This is a genomic window from Thalassospira sp. ER-Se-21-Dark (genome assembly GCF_017922435.1).
Taxonomy (GTDB): Bacteria; Pseudomonadota; Alphaproteobacteria; order Rhodospirillales; family Thalassospiraceae; genus Thalassospira.
Window position 1 is genome coordinate 1,590,865 of sequence record NZ_VDEZ01000001.1, and the last position, 18,004, is coordinate 1,608,868.

The window sequence follows — 18,004 nt, forward strand, 5'->3', positions numbered from 1 at the left end:
GCATGAAACAATTTAAGGTAGAAAGATTTACAAATAGTCACGCAACAAAAAAGGCCGGTGTCAAACACCGGCCTTTTTGAATATCAATGCCCGATTTTATTCGGCGGCTTTGACTTCCGCGCTGTTGCGGATGGCAGCTTCGCGGACATCATCAGTGACATGTTCTTCGAACTTCGCGAAGTTCTTTTCAAACAGGCCGGTCAGGTTGGTGGCAGCCTTGTCATAGGCAGCCTTGTCTTTCCAGCTTTCGCGCGGGTTCAGAACATCGGCCGGGATATCGCCGCAGGCGGTCGGATAGGCCAGACCGAAGAACGGATCGGTCGCGAATTCGGCATTTTCCAGATCGCCATTCAGCGCCGCATTGAGCAGGCCACGGGTATAGGCAATCTTCATGCGCGAACCAACGCCATAGCCGCCGCCGGACCAGCCGGTATTGACCAGCCAGCAATTGGCTTCGTGTTTTTCCATCATTTCGCCAAGCAGCTTGGCGTAAACCGACGGATGACGCGGCATGAACGGCGCACCAAAGCAAGCCGAGAACGCAGCAGTCGGTTCCTTGACACCTTTTTCGGTGCCAGCAACTTTGGCGGTGTAACCCGACAGGAAGTGGTACATCGCCTGTGCCGAGGACAGTTTTGCGATCGGCGGCAGAACGCCAAAGGCATCACAGGTCAGCATGATGATGTTTTTCGGATGGCCACCACGACCGGTTTCCGAAGCGTTCGGAATGAATTCGATCGGATAGGAAGAACGGGTGTTTTCGGTGTGACGGGCATCGTCGAGATCAAGCTCGCGCGATTGCTTGTTCATCACAACGTTTTCAAGAACGGTGCCGAAACGCTCGGTCGTTGCGAAGATTTCCGGTTCTGCTTCGCGCGAAAGTTTGATCACCTTCGCATAGCAGCCGCCTTCGAAGTTAAAGACGCCGTCTTCGCCCCAGCCGTGTTCGTCATCCCCGATCAGGGTGCGCGATGCGTCGGCAGAAAGCGTGGTTTTACCGGTACCCGACAGGCCAAAGAAGACGGCGGTATCGCCATTCTTGCCCATATTGGCCGAGCAATGCATCGGCATGACGCCCTTGGCCGGAAGGATGTGGTTAAGAACCGAGAAGATCGATTTCTTCATTTCGCCGGCATACCAGGTGCCGCCGATGATAACCATTTTGCGCTCAAAACTGACCATCACGAAGACTTCGGAGCGGGTGCCGTCGTCTTGCGGGTCTGCCTGTAGGCCCGGTGCATGCAGAATGGTGAATTCCGGCGTGAAGTCGCGCAGCTCTTCTTTCTGCGGCTGGATGAACATGTTGCGGGCAAAAAGGTTATGCCAAGCGTTTTCGTTGATCACGCGCACCGGCAGGCGGAAACGCGGATCGGAACCGGCAAAGCAATCCTGAACGAACAGTTCGGTGCCCTGGAAATATGCGCGCACTTTCTGATAGAGGCGCTCAAATACTTCCGGGCTGACCGGGCGGTTTACATCGCCCCAATCGATATCTGCCTTGGTGCTTTCTTCTTCGACGATGAAGCGATCCAGCGGGGAACGGCCGGTATGTTCGCCGGTAAGGGCGACAAAGGCACCGCCTTTGGCGATTTTACCTTCGTTGCGACGGATCGCATGTTCATAAAGGCCGGCAGCGTCAAGGTTCCAGTGAACGGCGCCAAGGTTTTTGAGGCCATGGGTTTCAAGGCCTACACGGCTGACAACGGGTCCTGATTGCAGCACGAAACTCTCCTGGTGGGAATGAAAATCTGGGGGTTAATGTCCTATTCTACACCGCCAATTGTGGGTAATCGGAGGCGCTGAGACATATTGTTACAAAGGTGTCTTAAAAGCAACCGCTCCTTTTGCCTTATACCTAGGAAACCGTAAGTGTTTTTGCGTTTGCGAAAATTACATTTTCAGGGTCGCGGGTTTAATGTTCAGAATACAAATGGTCCGACTTATGCGCGCCATATTTTGCACATTTTGACCAAAATTTCGCGTGCCTCGTCCGGCGTTCGGACCGGGGCCGGGAAGTCGATTCTAAGCGGTGCGACATCGACCGAATTGGCGGTCAGAACCATGCCATCGCAATCAATCGATTGCATCTGCCAGCCAGCACTGGGATCGGCGGTGGTGAAGCGACCAACGATGCCAGACAGGGCATCGGCATGATCGGCATTCATATGCGCAACGATCCCGTCATGGCCGTCGATCAGTGCCTGACAGTTTGGCAGGATCAGTTTATCACCCGAAAGGCGGCGTTGTTTGCCAAATCCGCCCACCCAGTAGGCTGCGTCGACAGAAACCCGATAGAACCCGAAATCAGCAAACCCGGCATATTGGGCAGCATCGTGATGGGTTTGCAGATAGCGTTTTTTCACCCGGTCAAGGTCAGCGGCGGCTGTTACCGGCATGGCGCGTCCGAAGATGGTCAATCGGGCGGTATCGGTTTCAATTGTGGCCGTACCATCGTTGTTTTCGGCCAGATCGTGGTTTGTTACCAGAAGCGAAACACGGTTGTCGGCCTTGATGTGACGGGTGTGATCGGCAAGTTCAGAGATCAGAAGGCAGGGCGTACCATCCATGTCGCAGGCCGGGACAACCATCGATGTCACCGGCCAGCCATCAGGGATCTGAGCGTGATCGTGCGCGGTTGTTGCCAGAACGGCCCGTCTGGCATGACGCAGCATCTGGCGCAGGGCGTGTGATGACGGTGCGGTATCTGATGACATGGGGTGCCGGTGCCTTGTGGTTGTTGCCTATCAAGAGATAAAGCCATCTGCATTGCCGCGCAACCAAACCGAAAACCTGTTTTGATGACGATAAAATTGCAATGGTTGGTAATCTATAGGTTGAAAAAAATCAATCGCGTACGCACCTTTGGTAATAGGATCGCGTGACGGACGATATGACGACAAATGGGCTCGAAAATTGCCGCTCACAAGGCTGTAATCCGTTTTGCGTGATCCCATATCGCATATCAGCATGTGTTGTTGTGATGAATTTTAGCGAGAGGTTTCGGGGAGACTGCCAAGGTCGTTCGCATCCATTTTGAGGGAAATGGGTGTCACCGATCTGGTGCGCGCAGAAAAACAATTGGCGGTCTGGGAAACGGATTTCGTCTGTCAGCGGCGCGATTGAACAAAGGATACAACGTTGATTGAGCCAGTTATGTCGGAAACCTGGCCGTTAAAGGCAGGTTCTAACACGTACGATGAGCTTAAGGGTGATCGGACGTGGCGCATTCTCGTGGTCGATGATGACAATGACGTACATGAGGCGACTGACTTCGCGCTACGCAGGGTGCAGATTCTTGGCCGACCGCTTGAGCTGATTCATGTTTTTTCGGCAGAAGAGGCGCTTAAACTTCTGCGTCAGACACCCGACGTCGCGGTCATCCTGCTTGACGTTGTGATGGAGAGACTAGATAGCGGATTGCGTCTGGTCGAGGAACTCCGCGCCGAAGGATATCGTGAGCAACGCATCATTTTACGAACCGGTTATCCAGGTGATGCGCCTGAAAAACAGGTCATCCGCGATTACGAGATCGACGATTACTGGTCCAAGGACGAGTTGACCCGTACCCGTCTTGTCACGTCGCTGACAACGGCGATCCGGACGGTTGATTATGTCAGGGCGCTTAAGGGAACCCGCGCCGGTCTGGAAATGGTGATCGAGGGCACCCAGTACCTTTATCAAAACAAGAGTATCGATATTTTTGCCGAGGGGGTTTTAACCCAGCTTGCAGCCATCCTGCGGGTTAGCCCGGAAGGTGGTGTCTGCGCGCTTGCCGAGTTACCTGATCAGGAAGATAACCTTGTGGTGCTTTCCGGTATCGGGCGGTTTGCATCCCATGTCGGCAAAAGACTTACGGATGTCGAAGACATCGATCATGATCTGATTTCAGCAGGGGATAATAACGGTACGGCACCGGTCATTTCCGGCAACAAGATCCTGTTTAGCCATCGAAGCGACACCGGACGTCGATTGTTGATCTATTTCGTCCATGATCAGGTCTTAAGCCCGGAAAATATCGTTCTGGTTGAGGTGTTTGCCACAAATCTTGCGATCTGTTTTGACAATCTGGCCTTGATTTCAGAGTTGGCGGAGCTGGCATTTGTCGATCAGCGCGCCGGACTTCCCAATCAAAATGCGTTTGATCGCGAACTGATGCATATGACGCGAAATGGCAGTGACGCGGCAATTGTTGCGATGGTCGCGATTGAAGATGCCGCACAGTTTTGCGTTGCATTTGGCGTGAATTACTTCGATCGGGTCATCACTGCGGTTTATGAACGGCTGCGTTCGGTTGTCGGAGAAGATGTATTGGTCGCGCGCGTCGGGGAATACACGCTTGGTCTTGTTGACAGTACCGGAACAGTCGAAGTTTCAGCCATTGAAGAAATTTTTGACGAGACGTTCGAAGTGGTCGGGAGCCCGGTGGTGGTCCGCGGAACCATCGGCGTTGTGCGCGGCAACCCGCAAGGCCGCCGTGCCAGCGACATCCAGCGCGCAGCAAGGCTGACATTGCTGAAACAAAAGCAGAGGGCCCCGGGTGGCACGGCTGAGTTTGAGCCGTCAATGGCCGATGAAGTTCAAAATGCGCTGCAGATGGTTGGCAAGTTACGTGAAGCGGTGCGGGATCGAAAACTGACATTTGTCTTCCAACCCAAAATCTGTCTCAAGACCGGTGCCGTCATCGGTAGCGAGGTTCTGTGTCGTTGGATCGATGAAGGACAACCGGTTTCCCCCGGTCGGTTTATCCCGGTTGCCGAGCGCGCCGGACTAAGCGGCGAGATCACTTTACAGTGCCTAGAGGCGGTTACAAACTTGAACGCAATGCTCAGGCAACAGGGTCTTCAGCCTCTGCGTGCTGCGATTAATCTCGCAGCCAATGATATTGACAATATCGACTTCATTAACCGGTTGATTGAAGCTTGTAGAACACGTCAGCTTGGTCCGGAAACCGTCGGTTTTGAAATCACCGAAACCCAGCGTTTTACCAATGATGGTGAGGCAACAGCCTGTGTTCAAAAGCTGGCACGCCAGGGATTTGAAATTTGGCTGGACGACTTTGGCACGGGATATTCGTCGCTCAATCACCTTGATATTTTGCCGGTGCGCGGCATCAAGATTGACAAGTCCTTCATCAGCGGCCTTTCGGCAGGCGGATATGCCAGTCAGGTTGCCGAAACTGCGGCAAGAATTGCGCAAACCCTTGGTATCGAAGCAGTTGCAGAGGGTATAGAAACCGCCGACCAGCAAGAAATTTGCAAGGATCTTGGCATTCAGTTTGCGCAAGGTTTCCTCTACAGCCCCGGACTCCCCCCGGAAAAATTTGTCGAATGGGTGAAAAGCCACGATAACGACGGGCGGTCTGACAATGGTTGACGGGCAGCAAAATTCGCCATCTGTGACGGACCATGCCTTGCCACTGGTGGAAGGCCGGAAATCCCGTTGGCATCAGGACGGTTATTTCTGGCGGGTCACCAGTATTCTTGCGGTCTGCGGGATGCTGATCTTTTTCGGTTTGATGACATTCTGGCACACGCTTGAAGCAAGTCGTGAAGACGAACAGACCGTACGTCGGTTGGTCGTTGACGTCACCCATCGGGCGGCAGATCTGCAGCAATGGTATGAGACCGCCATCCAGACCGTGAACCTGTCGATCCTGCATCCGGCGGTACAGGAATTTGAAACACAGCCCGAGGCAACCATCAGATATTTCAGATCCCTGGCCCGCGAAGTGCAACGTTTCAGTCAACTTCGTATCGTTTTGCCGTCTGGCATGGAAGCCGTCCGGGTAGATGCGCGCGGTAATGAGGTGATTGTTACCCCGGAAGACGAACTACAGGATAAATCGGATCGATATTATATCGAAGCCGCGCGATCTTTACGGCCCGGCCAAGTCTATGTCAGCAGGCTTGATCTGAATGTTGAAAATGGCGAGATCGAAGTACCCTGGCGTCCGACGACCCGCTTGGTCGCACCGATCAGCGGGATCGATGAAAGCGTTGTCGGCTATCTGATTGTTAATCTGGATATGGGTGCGCCATTGGTGGCGTATGGAACGGCACTTAACGGTGTGACACGAACCGAGCTTGTCAATCCGGATGGATACTGGTTGGCCGGGGCAGAGGACGGGCGAAACTGGGGGTTTATGCTGCAACATAATGCTTCGGTTGCGCAGGTGGACCCGCAACTTTGGCAACGGATAAAATCCGTGCAAGCGCAAGGTGGCTTTGAATATGCGGGCCGTATTTACGAGGTCGAAACCCTTCCGATTGAACGGATGCTGAGCAGTTTTACAAGTGGCAGCATGCGATCAGAATCCGCCAGGTACCATATTGTCGCAAGTTCGCCCGCCTATCAGGTCTGGGCGGGAAACAAAGCCTTGGAGGTGATCTTTGTATGCCTTGTTCTGGTGCTGATCTGGGCGCTTTCAGGCGGGATCGGATATCTTATGTTGCGGCGGCGACAAACCGCAGAACTGCAGGCACTTTTGACCAAGGATTTGCTGGTTCAGGGGCGGATGGCATCCCTCGGCCGGATTGTGGCCGGCGTATCGCATGAAATGCGCACCCCGCTTGGCAATGCCCTTACGGTAACGACGACCATGGCCGATGATCTGCAGGATTTGCAGCAATCCCTGATCACGGCGGGGGATTTCGACGAAGAACGCACTGAGATGATCAATGCGCTTATTGATGGTAACCGGATTGTTCAGAAAAATATCGGCCGGACCAAAGAATTGCTGAAACATTTCAACCAGACAGCCACGGATCAGACTGTCCACATTCATCGCAGTTTCGATCTGAGCAAGGTTATCTCTGATCTGGTTGCCACATTGCGCAATCAGTTCAAAAAGACAGGCATTAAACTGACGGCAGTTCTCCCGCCCTCGGCACATCTCGACAGTTACAGCGACGCGATTGATCAGGTGATCCTCAGTCTGATCATGAATGCCCATCAACATGCGTTTGTCGGCCGCGAAAAAGGCGAAATCAGCATCCGGTTAAGCGAACGAGATGCTGACAATTTCCTTCTTGAAATTGCAGATAACGGCATTGGTATCGCGCCGGAAAATCACGACAAGATTTTCGAGCCGTTCTGGTCGGTTGACGGGTCAACCGGGGGCAGCGGGCTTGGTTTGGCGATCATTTTGAACGTGGTGCAAAACACCCTTGGCGGGAAGATCAAGATTTCATCTGTTCCAGGATCCGGGACCGTGTTTCAGATTGTCTTGCCCAAAACCGCTCCGATCCGTGACAGCGCCCAAGAAAGCCCGTTTTCGGTCAAGGACGAAGCGCCGATAAGCCCGGCCGGTTTGGAAATGACCCAATCGGGTTAATTAGTCTGCACAGGGGGAAAGGGCTGCGTCTTTGTGATCAGCCCGGCGTTGGCGGGCTTTGGAAATAACGCGTTTTTTGGTGCCGTCACTCATGGTCATCCAGGAACCGATTTCATCGCCGGTGCGATAACATCCCATGCAATAGCCCGATTTCGGATCAAGCACACAAGTGCCAATGCAGGGGGATTTGACGGGCATGATGATATTTGGCCTGTAAGCGGATAACAAAAATCTCAGGCCCATAAAAAGCAGTTTCGCGCGCAGCAATCAAGGGGAGGATCTTGGGCTGCGCGCGAAACGAATGGGGGAATGGCCGGTTATGGCTTAAATCAAATCACTTAAAGGCGATTGAACCACTCGCGGACCTGACGGTCGGCCTCTTCGCGTTGAATGCCATAGGCTTCCTGAATCTTGCCGACCAGTTTGTCTTGCTGGCCATCAATGGCATCGACATCATCGTCGGTCAGGCGACCCCACTGTTTTTTGACGTCACCGGTAAGCTGTTTCCAACGTCCTTCGATTTGGTCCCAATTCATTGTCGTCTCCTGTTTTGGTTGACGGTTTGCTCGACCAAGGGATGTTGTGCCCTTTGCTAGAATCAACGAAGCAGCAGCGGTGTTGTTCCAAATTGTTTTGCCAGATCGGTTAAGGCATTCGGTTAGGGCAACCGGTTGCATCAACGGGTGGCAGCATTGCCCGTGGTGTGCTTGCCATATCGTGTCCGGGGCGCTATAGCCCCCTACAGTTCTTTTTATGGAGTTGTTTTCGCACCGGCCCGAGACCGGCTGTCTGGTGCGGCACGGAGGAAGATATGCGCGGCTATTTCGGGATTGGAATTGAAGGGGCAAGCAAGCCTTTGAATGTGGGCACCCTGTTTCGTTCTGCCCATGCCTTTGGCGCAAGTTTTGCGTTTACGGTGGATGCAGATTTCCGTGAGGAACGCTCCAACATCACCGATACATCGAAGTCGGGCGAACAGATGCCCTACTATCATTTCCCCGATCACGAAAACCTGTTCCTGCCGCAAGGCTGCCGCATGGTGGGGGTCGAACTGACACCTGATGCGATTGAACTGCCAAGCTTCAAGCATCCGTCGCAAGCGGCCTATATCCTGGGTCCAGAACGCGGAAACCTGTCAGATGAAATGCAGGAAAAATGCGATTTCATCATCAAGATCCCGATGAGTTTTTGTGTCAATGTGGCGATTGCCGCCAATATCGTGATGTATGACCGGGTGATCAATCTGGGCCGGTTTGCGCCGCGCCCGGTACGTGCCGGTGCGCCGACCGAACCCAAGCCCGAAGCCCATTACGGCGGCTGGATTTCGCGCACGCGCGACAAGCGCAAGGGTGACCCGGAAAAATTCCGTCAGGCCCCGCCGCCCGATTACTCGGTAATCGACGGTTCGCTTGATGATGACGATGCCTGATTACCGCAACCCAATGCCCAAATATAAAGAAGCAACGGCCGCGAGGGAGGAGCACGGCCGTTGCTGTGTGTGATCTGCGGTTTGCTGTGCCTTGACAGGGGGGCTTGGCACGCCACGCAGATCAGGGTGTTTGGTGATGGTCAGGCGGCCTTGTGATCGGTCGCTGTATCTTCCTTGTTTGTCGTGTCGTCCTGTTCGGGGTCTTCGATCTTGTCATCGGGGCGCTGGCCATGCGGGTTGCGCAGAAGGTTTGCAATCATGCGCATGCCGACTTCGCCCTGAAGGGTCAAAAGGCTTTCGGGGTGGAACTGCACGGCACTGATCGGCAGGCTTTTGTGGCGGATGCCCATGATCACCCCGTCGTCACTGCGCGCCGTGACCGTAAGGTCGGCTGGCATTTCAGCCGCCTTGGCAAACAGGGAATGGTAGCGTCCGACAACAATGTCTTCGGGCAGGCCATCAAACAGCGGATCGGTTGTATCGAGTTTCACCTTTGACGGTTTGCCATGCATCGGTGTGACAAGTTGGCCGAGGGATCCGCCAAAGAATTCGACAATCCCCTGCAAACCCAGACAAACCCCGAACACCGGCAAGCCGGCCGCAAGGGCGCGTTCGATGCTGTCGCGCAGGTGATAGTCATCAGGCCGCCCGGGGCCTGGTGACAGGAACACCAGATCAGGTTTGAAATCCTCAAACGCCTGATCGGGGAAGCCCGGACGGAGTGTGAGCGTCTCGGCACCCGTCGCACGGATGTAGCTGGCAAGGTTTTGCACAAAGCTGTCTTCGTGATCGATCAGAAGCACGCGTTTACCAACGCCTGAAACCGTCGGATCAAGGGTGACTTCATCCTTGGCATCACGGGTGACGGCATCGATCATTGCTGATGCCTTAAGGACGGTTTCGGCTTCTTCGGCGTCCGGTTCACTATCAAACAGAAGCGTCGCACCCGCACGGACTTCGGCGACACCCTGTTTGAGACGCACAGTGCGCAGCGTCAGGCCGGTATTCAGATCGCCATTGCACAAAACAGCGCCAATCGCCCCGCCATACCAGGCGCGCGCACTGCGTTCGACGGCCTCGATATGTTTCATGGCGGCGCGTTTTGGGGCTCCTGTGACCGTGACCGCCCAGCAATGGGTCAGGAAGGCATCGAGCGCATCGAACCCGTCGCGCAGGCGACCCTCAACATGGTCGACCGTGTGGATCAGACGCGAATACATTTCGATCTGACGACGGCCCAGAATGCGGATGCTGCCCGGTTTGCAGACACGTGCCTTGTCGTTGCGATCGACATCCGTACACATGGTGAGTTCCGATTCTTCCTTGGCCGAGTTCAGCAATGTGCGGATATTTTCGGCATCCTCAATCGCATCGCGGCCACGCGCGATGGTGCCGGAGATCGGGCAGGTTTCGATACGCTGTCCCTTGACCCGGACATACATTTCGGGCGATGCGCCAATCAGGTGTTCACCGTCGCCGAGATTGATCAGAAAGCCATAGGGGGCGGGGTTGCGGCGCTTTAGACGGCGGAAAATTTCCGACGGTTTGACATCGCAAGCGGTGCGGAAAACGCGGCTGGGCACGACTTCAAACAATTCGCCACGGGCAAAGCGGTGCTTGGCATCGTCAACAATGGCGGCATATTCGCCCTGTTTCATGTCGTTTTCGATGGCGGCGTTGTTGCCGCGCGATGGCGGGTGGGGTTGTGAAATGCGTTCAAGCCCTGCGGTGCTGCGGCCATCGGGGGCGATAAATTCATAATCAAACCGGGTGGCGACGCGCGAGGCATGGTCGACTGTAACCATTTGATCGGGCAGGAACAGGTGGATGTCCTTATGGTCCGCCGGGCGGTCTTGTGCCAGATTGATCTGTTCGAAATGAAGCGCGATGTCATAGCCAAAGGCGCCATAAAGCCCAAGACGTTCATCGCCCTTGTGCCCGAACAGATCACGCAGTGCGCGCACAACCGAAAACAGGCTGGGTTGCTGGCTGCGTTCTTCTTCGGGGAACCAGGCGGCGGGTTTTTTGACCACACCATAAAGCCCGTCTTCGCCGTTGGTCAGGCTTTCGACATGGGGATGGTTTTCAAGGGCAACCGAAATGACATCAAGCAACACCCGACCGCGATCATTAAGCGCATGCACGGCAAAGCCGCGTTCGCGCCCGACAATTTCAAGTGGTGGGGCATCAAAGCCCATATCCCAACGTGAATAGCGCCCCGGAAATTCATAGCTTGAAGACAGCAACACGCCCTTGGTGGCATCAAGCGCATCAATCAGGCCTTCGGTTGCGTTTTCGTAGGGCATTTCGGTCATGCGGCGGATGACCGAAACACCGCCATCGGTGGTGTAGCGGTATTCGCTGCTGTCAGTGGAAATGCCGGTTTGGCTTGTCGGGGTCGTCACGTTTTTTACTCCTGTGTGGGCCAAGCGCTGCAGGAGCCATGTGATCTTTAGACAAGGAAGAAGAAGTCTGAAAACACAAAGCCGCCTGCAAGAATGAGGCGGCCGGTATGTTTAGGGCACGAATTTTGGCCGCCCGCTTAAGCGAGCCACCACCAACGATTTGCAATGCGGGTCTGGTTCATGCCGTGTGTTTTCATGGCTCAACCATGTGCCCAAAAAAACCGGGCGTCAAGACTTTTGCGGCGTGGGTGTTGTTTCGGTGTCGTGCAGTTCAAGATGAAGCGGCTGATGGCAATGCGGACAGGTCAGGATTTCATCGCTTTCATTGCGGTGGACATCGCGGATGTCCTCGATGATTGACTGGGCCTGTTCTTCGCTGATGCCGAGTTCTTCCTGATGGGATCGCAATTTGTTGCGGACCCGCTCAGTCAGGCGTTTGCCCATCAATTGCCGGGTGGCCTGATGGCGATATTCGGCTTCGCGCCTGCGCAGTTCGGCGTTAAAGGCCGACGCCAGAATACCGGCCGGCACGGCGACAATCCCGATGCCGGTCAATGAGATGATGCTGGCAAGGAATTTGCCAAACGGCGTGATCGGCACAACATCGCCATAGCCAACCGTGGCAAGCGTAATGACACTCCAATACAGCGCATCAAGCAGGTTGGAGAATTGTTCAGGTTGGGCTTCGTGTTCGGCGAGGTAAATCGCCCCGGCGCTGAAAACCAGCATGCAGGCAAGGGCGGCACTGGCGGCACCGAAAATGCCCATCTGCTGGCGAAATACCAGCATCATCAGTTCCAGCCCGGTGGAATAGCGGGTGAATTTCAACAGGCGCAGCAACCGGACAATACGGATAAAGCGCAAATCAATGCTGGTAAAGAACCACAGGAAGATCGGCAGGATCGCCAGAAGGTCAATCAACGCCATCGGCGTCAGCATATAGCGCAGCCGACCGAATGTGCCCGCAAAACGGGGATTGTCCGGGGCGGACCAGACACGCAGGCCATATTCGATGGCAAAGATCAGCGTGCAGACGATCTCGATTGTGGCAAACAGAATGAAATAGCGTTCGGCAAAGGCTTCGACCGAGTCAAAGATCACCGAGACGACATTGATGATGATCGCGCTGGCCAGAACCAGATGCACAAACAGCGAAAACCGCGACTCCCGGTCAACACCGTGCAGAAGCTTCTGGGTTCTTGATCGAAGGGTCGGTTTCATGTCGCGCGTACTCGGTCCGGGCAATGGAGTGCACTATTGCCCGGGCAGTTTTGCGCCCAATCATTTCAGAAATGGTTAAATCAGCTCTGATCGCAGTTGCTCAGCGGGATCAGTACCCTTTTGCCGCCTGGATGAAGGCCGAGATTTTGCGCGGGTCCTTGACCCCCTTGCTGCGTTCGACACCGGATGACACATCAACCCACGGGGCACCTGTAATCGTCACGGCCTCTGCGACGTTGCTGGGATCAAGTCCGCCAGCCAGCATCCAGTTGCTTTGGAAGTTTTGACCGGTCAGAAGCGTCCAGTCGAACGACACGGCATTGCCGCCGGGAAGGACGCTGTCTTTGGGCGGTTTGGCATCAAACAACAGAAAATCGGCAATGCCGTCATAGTTCTTCTTGGCGTTTTCGATGTCGTTTGCGGTGCTGACCGAAATGGCCTTCATGACCTTGAGGCCAAAGCGTTCCTTGACCTCGGCCACGCGTTCCGGGCTTTCCTTGCCATGAAGCTGGATGACGTCGAGATTGCCCGCCTTGATCGCGTTTTCAAGTGCCTCGTCACCGGCTTCGACAAACAGGCCAACCTTATAGATGCTGTTGGGGACCCGTTCGGTGAGCGTCTTGGCACCCTTAAGCGAGATATGGCGCGGGCTTGGCGGGAAGAAGACATATCCAAGCGCATCTGCCCCGGCACTCATGGCTGCAATCGCGGCATCTTCGCTGTTAATTCCACAGATTTTTACCATGCAGGTCATCGGGGCATCCTGTTCTTGTCGTCGCTCTAATCTCGGCGACAAATGGTTGTCGCGTCAGATTGACTTAACAGAAATGACCACGATCCAACAGGATATTTGCGTTTTGTCGTGGCTTTCCACTGGCAGGATAATCATTGCTGCGCTATTTTCCCGGCCATGAGCAAGAACACAGACCCTGCCGCGGGCGAAACCGGCGAAAACACAACCCACTTTGGTTTTCGTGATGTTCCCGAAAGCCAGAAGGCATCCATGGTGCGCGAGGTCTTCGACACTGTTGCGTCGAAATATGACCTGATGAACGATCTGATGAGCGGTGGTGTGCATCGCTTGTGGAAAGACAGCTTCATCAACGAGCTTAAGCCGCGTCCGGGCATGAAGTTGCTCGACGTTGCCGGGGGTACTGGTGATATTGCGTTTCGCTTCCTGAAGAATGGTGGTGGCTCTGTCACGGTCTGTGACATCAACTATGAGATGCTCCATGTCGGGCGCGACCGCGCGGTTGATCACGGGATCCTGAAAAACATCAACTGGACGGTCGGTGATGCGCAGAAATTGCCGCTGCCCGATCAATCTGTTGATGCCTATACCATCGCCTTTGGCATTCGCAATGTGACCCGCATTGAAGAAGCGCTTTCAGAAGCCTATCGCGTCCTGCGTCCGGGTGGAAAGTTCCAGTGTCTTGAATTTTCCAAGGTCGTCGTGCCGGGGTTTGACAAGCTGTATGATACCTATTCATTCAAGCTTTTGCCCGAAATCGGCCGGTTTATTGCGGGCAATCGCGAAGCTTATCAGTATCTGGCGGAAAGCATTCGCAAGTTCCCCGATCAGGAAACATTTGCATCCATGATCCGGGCTGCCGGCTTTGAGCGGGTAAAATACCGCAACCTGTCTGGCGGGATTGCGGCCATTCATTCCGGTTGGCGGATATAAGGGCGTTTGACGCATGATCCGTTTTATTCGTAACAGCTTTCGCCTGCTTGCCATGGCGCGCACTTTGGCGCGCTATGATGCGTTGTTTCCACTTGCCCTTGTGCCGGGGGGGAAACTTGTGGCGTTTCTGGCTCGCCTGACCGCACCGTTTTCGCGCCGGTCTGATTTGCCACCGGGCAAACGACTGGCCCGTGCGCTTGAGGAATTGGGCCCGGCCTTTATCAAGCTTGGCCAGACTCTGGCGACCCGATCCGATTTGATCGGCGATGATGTGGCCGCCGACCTTTCGTCGCTTCAGGATCGCCTGCCGCCATTTTCGGCCAAGGTTGCCAAACGCATCATCACCGAACAACTGGCCGAGCCGTTTGACGTGCTGTTTGCCGAATTTGATGAAACGCCCGTTGCCGCCGCATCCATCGCACAGGTGCATTTTGCGACCACGACCGACGGGCGCGAAGTGGCGGTCAAGGTCCTGCGCCCGGACATCCGGTATCGCTTTGCGCGCGATATGGACCTGTTTTACTGGATTGCGGAACTTGTCGAACTGACCCAGCCGCGTCTGCGTCGTCTTAAACCGATTGAAACGGTCAAGGCGCTTGAAGACAGTGTCCATCTTGAGATGGATCTGCGTTTCGAGGCGGCCGCGGCATCGGAATTCCGTCAAAATTTCGAAGACGATCCGACCTATTACATCCCGCAGATCGATTGGGAACGCACCGCCGAACACGTGATGACCATGGAACGGGTCAAGGGTGTGCGCATTGATAATGTCGAAGCCCTTGATCGCATGGGCATTGACCGGTCCGACTTGTTGGCCAAGGCGGCCGGGGCATTTTTCCAACAGGTTTTCCGCGACGGGTTTTTCCATGCCGACATGCATCCGGGCAACCTGTTTGTTGATGAAAATGGCCGGGTGAGTTTGGTTGATTTCGGCATCATGGGCCGGGTGGACAAACAGACACGCCTGTATCTGGCCGAGATGCTGCTGGGCTTTTTGACGCGTGATTATCACCGCGTGGCAGAGGTCCATTTCGAAGCCGGGTATGTGCCGCGCAACCAGTCGCTTGAAAACTTTCAGCAGGCCTGCCGGTCGATTGGCGAGCCGATCCTGGGCAAGGAACTGGCCGATATTTCCGTCGGGCGGTTATTGGGGCAGTTGTTCCAGATTACCGAACAGTTCGGCATGGAAACACAGCCACAGCTTTTGATGCTGCAAAAAACCATGATCGTTGCCGAGGGGCTTTCGCGTATTCTCAGCCCGAATGAGAATATGTGGGAATTGTCGCGTCCGCTGATCGAAGACTGGATGCGTGAAAACCTTGGTCCGGAAGCCAAGATCAAGGAAGCCACCCTTCAGGCGGGCACCATGTTGCGCCGACTGCCGCGCGTGATCGAAGCCGCAGAACAGGCATCCGCCGTCTTTACCGATCAGGGTTTACGCCTGCATCCCGACACGGTTGCCGCCATGCGTGGCAAGCCAAATAACGGACAAAGCAAACCTAGCGGTTTTTCGCGCCAATCCCTTGTGATGTGGGTGGCGATTGCGGCACTGGCTGTTGCGGTTTACCTGAAATAACTAGATCAGTTTTGTGGGACGACCAAGATGGCAGATGGCGACAAAACCATTGAAATCAGCCTGGATCGGTCACGGATCGATCTTGAGTATTGCTATGATTTTATCGCTGCGTCCTATTGGGCCGCCGGGCGGACGCGCGGTGAGTTTGACCGATCTGTCGAGATGTCATTTCCTGTCGGCGCCTATTGCGATGGCCGTCAGGTCGGTTTTGCGCGCGTGGTCAGCGATCAGATCGCCATTGCCTATGTTGCCGATGTGTTTGTCGATCCGGATTATCGCCGCATGGGCATTGCCGCCAAAATGATCGATGCGTTGCATAGTCACCCGGAACTAAAGCGTGTGAAACGCTGGCTTCTGGCGACAGCGGACATGCAGCCGCTTTATCGTTTGCATGGCTATGCCGATCTCGACGATATGATGATGATGCGTCTTGATGAGGACGCACGGGACCGCGATCCATTACGCTAGGACCACATTGAAAAACAAAAACGCCGCCACGGATAACCGGGCGGCGTTTTTTGGCTTTAAGCCAGATGACGCTTAGCTTGCGCGCACTTCATTAAGGAAGTTGCCAACCTCACCGCGCAGCGTGCCCGACTGGCTGTTAAGCTTGTCAGACGCGCCCAATACCTGATGGGCGGCTTCGCCGGTCTGGCGGGCGGCTTCCTGCATTTCGCGGATGTGGTTGGACACTTCCTGCGTGCTTTGAACGGCCTGCTGAACCGAGGTCGAGATTTCCGTGGTTGCCTGACCCTGTTCTTCGACCGCAGCCGCCACTTCGGACGCGATGTCATTCAGGTTGGCAATAATGCCGGTGATCCCGTCAATCGCGCCAACCGCCTGCTGGGTCGAGCCCTGAATACCGGAAATCTGTTCGGAGATATCCTCGGTCGCACGCGCGGTCTGATTGGCGAGGTTTTTGACCTCGTTGGCGACCACGGCAAAGCCCTTGCCGGCATCACCGGCACGGGCGGCCTCGATGGTGGCGTTAAGTGCCAGCAAGTTGGTCTGTTCGGCAATTGCCTGAATGATCTGGACGACCTCGCCGACTTTCTGGGCCGAGACATCAAGACCCTGAACCATTTCGTTGACCCGGTTTGCCTCGGTCGAGGCATTGGCAGTGATGTTCGAAGTTTCATTTACCCGCGCGCTGATATCGCGGATCGAAACAGCAAGCTGTTCGGCCGCACTTGCGACGGTTTCGACACTGTGATTGGCCTGCTCAACCGCGGCGACCACTGCCTGTGATCCGGCTTCGTTTTGTTGCACGGCGGCCACCATCGTCTGGGCGACTTCCTGCATTTCGCCAGATGCGCCAGATACGCCATCGACCACACCCATGACGGTTTGTTCAAACCGGCCGGCAAGGGCCGCCATGGCTTCGCGACGCTTGGCCTCGGCACGTTCGCGTTCCTGTTCGCGTTCACGATCAAGCTGGGCGACGCGCTTGGCGTTTTCCTTGAATATTTCGACCGATGAGGCCATTTCGCCGATTTCGTCATTGCGCTTGAGGCCCGGGATATCGACATCCAGTTCGCCATCGACAAGCGACCGCATCGCGCCATTGATTTTAACCATCGGGGTCAGGATCTGATGGCGCAGGACAAACCATGTGACGCCGAGCAGAACCACCAGAATGGCCGCAGCCAGGGCGACCTGAATGATAACGGCCTGCTGGACTTCGGCATTGACGCGATCAAGTGACCAGGCGGTAACCAGCATGCCACGATACTGATCTTCGTCGCGGCGCTTGGAGTATTTGGTAATCGGGGCACCGACGATCACGGCATCTTCGGAAATGAAGCTGATGACTTCCTTGTTTTCAAGCTGCCCGAGATATGGCTCGATCAGGGATGCCAGCTCATGCTTTTTGAGTGTTTCTGACTGATAGGTCCCGATGGCATCACCATCAGGATTTGCCGCGATCAGGCTTGCCAGCTGCGAGCCTTCCTTGTCGGTTATCTTGCGGAATTCCTTTTCGACCGATGCGCCGTCCATGGCGATGAAGCCCGGCTGAACCGCAGTTGACAGCATTTCGGTTTTTTCGACCGATTCATTGTACATGATTTCGATCATGGCATTGCGTTGCGAGACGGTCTGGATGGTCATCATCGCGGCGAAACCAACGACGAGAAGTCCCACAATCACAAAAATCACTTTACGTCCGACGGAGGCACCGGATCTTTTAGGTTCGGCCATTTACGGTCTCCCAATCCTTCAAAGGCAGAATTAACCCAATCCCTAGATCTGATGTCGGTGATCGGCCTGAAGCTCCGATCATGTTACCGACAGTCACGTTGTGACGAATTGTTGCCCTGTGTGATGTTCACAGTGACCAATTCGTGCGTTTATTTTT

Annotated in this window: 14 protein-coding genes; 6 read left to right on the forward strand and 8 right to left on the reverse strand. The window is 54.9% G+C overall.

Translation table 11 applies throughout. From position 1 onward, the window contains the following. Positions 1–96 precede the first annotated feature (96 nt). Together FHI25_RS07325 and FHI25_RS07330 are read right to left on the reverse strand one after the other, a co-directional pair. Positions 97–1,722: a phosphoenolpyruvate carboxykinase gene (locus FHI25_RS07325; protein WP_210516351.1), complete on the reverse strand. Its 1,626-nt coding sequence runs from the start codon at positions 1,720–1,722 to the stop codon at positions 97–99. A 218-nt stretch (positions 1,723–1,940) separates the two neighbouring features. Continuing rightward, positions 1,941–2,714 (reverse strand): DUF2470 domain-containing protein, encoded by a 774-nt coding sequence (locus FHI25_RS07330; protein ID WP_210516353.1) that lies wholly within the window; start codon positions 2,712–2,714, stop codon positions 1,941–1,943. A gap of 424 nt (positions 2,715–3,138) precedes the next feature. Here FHI25_RS07330 and FHI25_RS07335 point away from each other — a divergent pair, with 424 nt between their 5' ends. Beyond that, positions 3,139–5,373, forward strand: coding sequence for an EAL domain-containing protein (locus FHI25_RS07335; RefSeq protein ID WP_210516355.1), 2,235 nt, complete (start codon positions 3,139–3,141; stop codon positions 5,371–5,373). Beyond that, entirely contained in the window at positions 5,366–7,333 is a 1,968-nt protein-coding gene (locus tag FHI25_RS07340; RefSeq protein ID WP_210516358.1) for a HAMP domain-containing sensor histidine kinase, read from the forward strand. The genes FHI25_RS07335 and FHI25_RS07340 overlap by 8 nt, the downstream gene beginning before the upstream one ends. On the opposite strand, the gene FHI25_RS07345 is transcribed toward FHI25_RS07340, so the two are convergent. Both FHI25_RS07345 and FHI25_RS07350 read right to left on the reverse strand, forming a co-directional pair. Continuing rightward, positions 7,334–7,531, reverse strand: coding sequence for a DUF1289 domain-containing protein (locus FHI25_RS07345; RefSeq protein WP_210516360.1), 198 nt, complete (start codon positions 7,529–7,531; stop codon positions 7,334–7,336). A gap of 140 nt (positions 7,532–7,671) precedes the next feature. Beyond that, positions 7,672–7,869, reverse strand: coding sequence for a CsbD family protein (locus FHI25_RS07350; RefSeq protein ID WP_008889101.1), 198 nt, complete (start codon positions 7,867–7,869; stop codon positions 7,672–7,674). Positions 7,870–8,144: 275 nt separating this feature from the next. Here FHI25_RS07350 and FHI25_RS07355 point away from each other — a divergent pair, with 275 nt between their 5' ends. Further along, the gene (locus FHI25_RS07355; RefSeq protein WP_197146504.1) at positions 8,145–8,762 is read left to right on the forward strand and encodes an RNA methyltransferase; all 618 of its coding nucleotides are present in this window, start codon (positions 8,145–8,147) and stop codon (positions 8,760–8,762) included. 140 nt (positions 8,763–8,902) lie between these two features. On the opposite strand, the gene FHI25_RS07360 is transcribed toward FHI25_RS07355, so the two are convergent. The 3 genes from FHI25_RS07360 to FHI25_RS07370 form a co-directional block, all read right to left on the reverse strand. Next, on the reverse strand, positions 8,903–11,167 hold the full coding sequence (locus FHI25_RS07360) for an anthranilate synthase component I (RefSeq protein ID WP_210516362.1): 2,265 nt from the start codon (positions 11,165–11,167) through the stop codon (positions 8,903–8,905). 228 nt (positions 11,168–11,395) lie between these two features. Then, positions 11,396–12,388, reverse strand: coding sequence for an ion transporter (locus FHI25_RS07365; RefSeq protein WP_210516364.1), 993 nt, complete (start codon positions 12,386–12,388; stop codon positions 11,396–11,398). A 109-nt stretch (positions 12,389–12,497) separates the two neighbouring features. Beyond that, the gene (locus tag FHI25_RS07370; protein ID WP_210516366.1) at positions 12,498–13,142 is read right to left on the reverse strand and encodes a phosphoribosylanthranilate isomerase; all 645 of its coding nucleotides are present in this window, start codon (positions 13,140–13,142) and stop codon (positions 12,498–12,500) included. A gap of 156 nt (positions 13,143–13,298) precedes the next feature. Here FHI25_RS07370 and ubiE point away from each other — a divergent pair, with 156 nt between their 5' ends. From ubiE to FHI25_RS07385, 3 genes are read left to right on the forward strand one after another with little or no spacing between them, the layout of a single operon-like run. Then, positions 13,299–14,072, forward strand: coding sequence for a bifunctional demethylmenaquinone methyltransferase/2-methoxy-6-polyprenyl-1,4-benzoquinol methylase UbiE (gene ubiE, locus FHI25_RS07375; protein ID WP_063085689.1), 774 nt, complete (start codon positions 13,299–13,301; stop codon positions 14,070–14,072). Positions 14,073–14,085: 13 nt separating this feature from the next. Continuing rightward, complete coding sequence (gene ubiB, locus FHI25_RS07380) at positions 14,086–15,648, forward strand: 2-polyprenylphenol 6-hydroxylase (RefSeq protein WP_063085686.1); 1,563 nt, start codon at positions 14,086–14,088, stop codon at positions 15,646–15,648. A gap of 27 nt (positions 15,649–15,675) precedes the next feature. Continuing rightward, positions 15,676–16,116 (forward strand): GNAT family N-acetyltransferase, encoded by a 441-nt coding sequence (locus FHI25_RS07385; RefSeq protein WP_210516368.1) that lies wholly within the window; start codon positions 15,676–15,678, stop codon positions 16,114–16,116. Positions 16,117–16,188: 72 nt separating this feature from the next. Here FHI25_RS07385 and FHI25_RS07390 read toward each other — a convergent pair whose 3' ends face one another. Further along, positions 16,189–17,847, reverse strand: coding sequence for a HAMP domain-containing methyl-accepting chemotaxis protein (locus FHI25_RS07390; protein ID WP_210516370.1), 1,659 nt, complete (start codon positions 17,845–17,847; stop codon positions 16,189–16,191). Between the last annotated feature and the right edge of the window lie 157 nt (positions 17,848–18,004).

Excerpts from the sequence above, each read along its gene's own strand:
- FHI25_RS07350 (WP_008889101.1), bottom strand. The coding sequence starts at position 7,869 with ATGAATTGGGACCAAATCGAAGGACGTTGGAAACAGCTTACCGGTGAC.
- FHI25_RS07370 (WP_210516366.1), bottom strand. The coding sequence starts at position 13,142 with ATGACCTGCATGGTAAAAATCTGTGGAATTAACAGCGAAGATGCCGCG.
- ubiB (WP_063085686.1), top strand. The coding sequence starts at position 14,086 with ATGATCCGTTTTATTCGTAACAGCTTTCGCCTGCTTGCCATGGCGCGC.
- FHI25_RS07345 (WP_210516360.1), bottom strand. The coding sequence starts at position 7,531 with ATGCCCGTCAAATCCCCCTGCATTGGCACTTGTGTGCTTGATCCGAAA.
- FHI25_RS07365 (WP_210516364.1), bottom strand. The coding sequence starts at position 12,388 with ATGAAACCGACCCTTCGATCAAGAACCCAGAAGCTTCTGCACGGTGTT.
- FHI25_RS07340 (WP_210516358.1), top strand. The coding sequence starts at position 5,366 with ATGGTTGACGGGCAGCAAAATTCGCCATCTGTGACGGACCATGCCTTG.
- FHI25_RS07330 (WP_210516353.1), bottom strand. The coding sequence starts at position 2,714 with ATGTCATCAGATACCGCACCGTCATCACACGCCCTGCGCCAGATGCTG.
- ubiE (WP_063085689.1), top strand. The coding sequence starts at position 13,299 with ATGAGCAAGAACACAGACCCTGCCGCGGGCGAAACCGGCGAAAACACA.
- FHI25_RS07355 (WP_197146504.1), top strand. The coding sequence starts at position 8,145 with ATGCGCGGCTATTTCGGGATTGGAATTGAAGGGGCAAGCAAGCCTTTG.
- FHI25_RS07390 (WP_210516370.1), bottom strand. The coding sequence starts at position 17,847 with ATGGCCGAACCTAAAAGATCCGGTGCCTCCGTCGGACGTAAAGTGATT.
- FHI25_RS07385 (WP_210516368.1), top strand. The coding sequence starts at position 15,676 with ATGGCAGATGGCGACAAAACCATTGAAATCAGCCTGGATCGGTCACGG.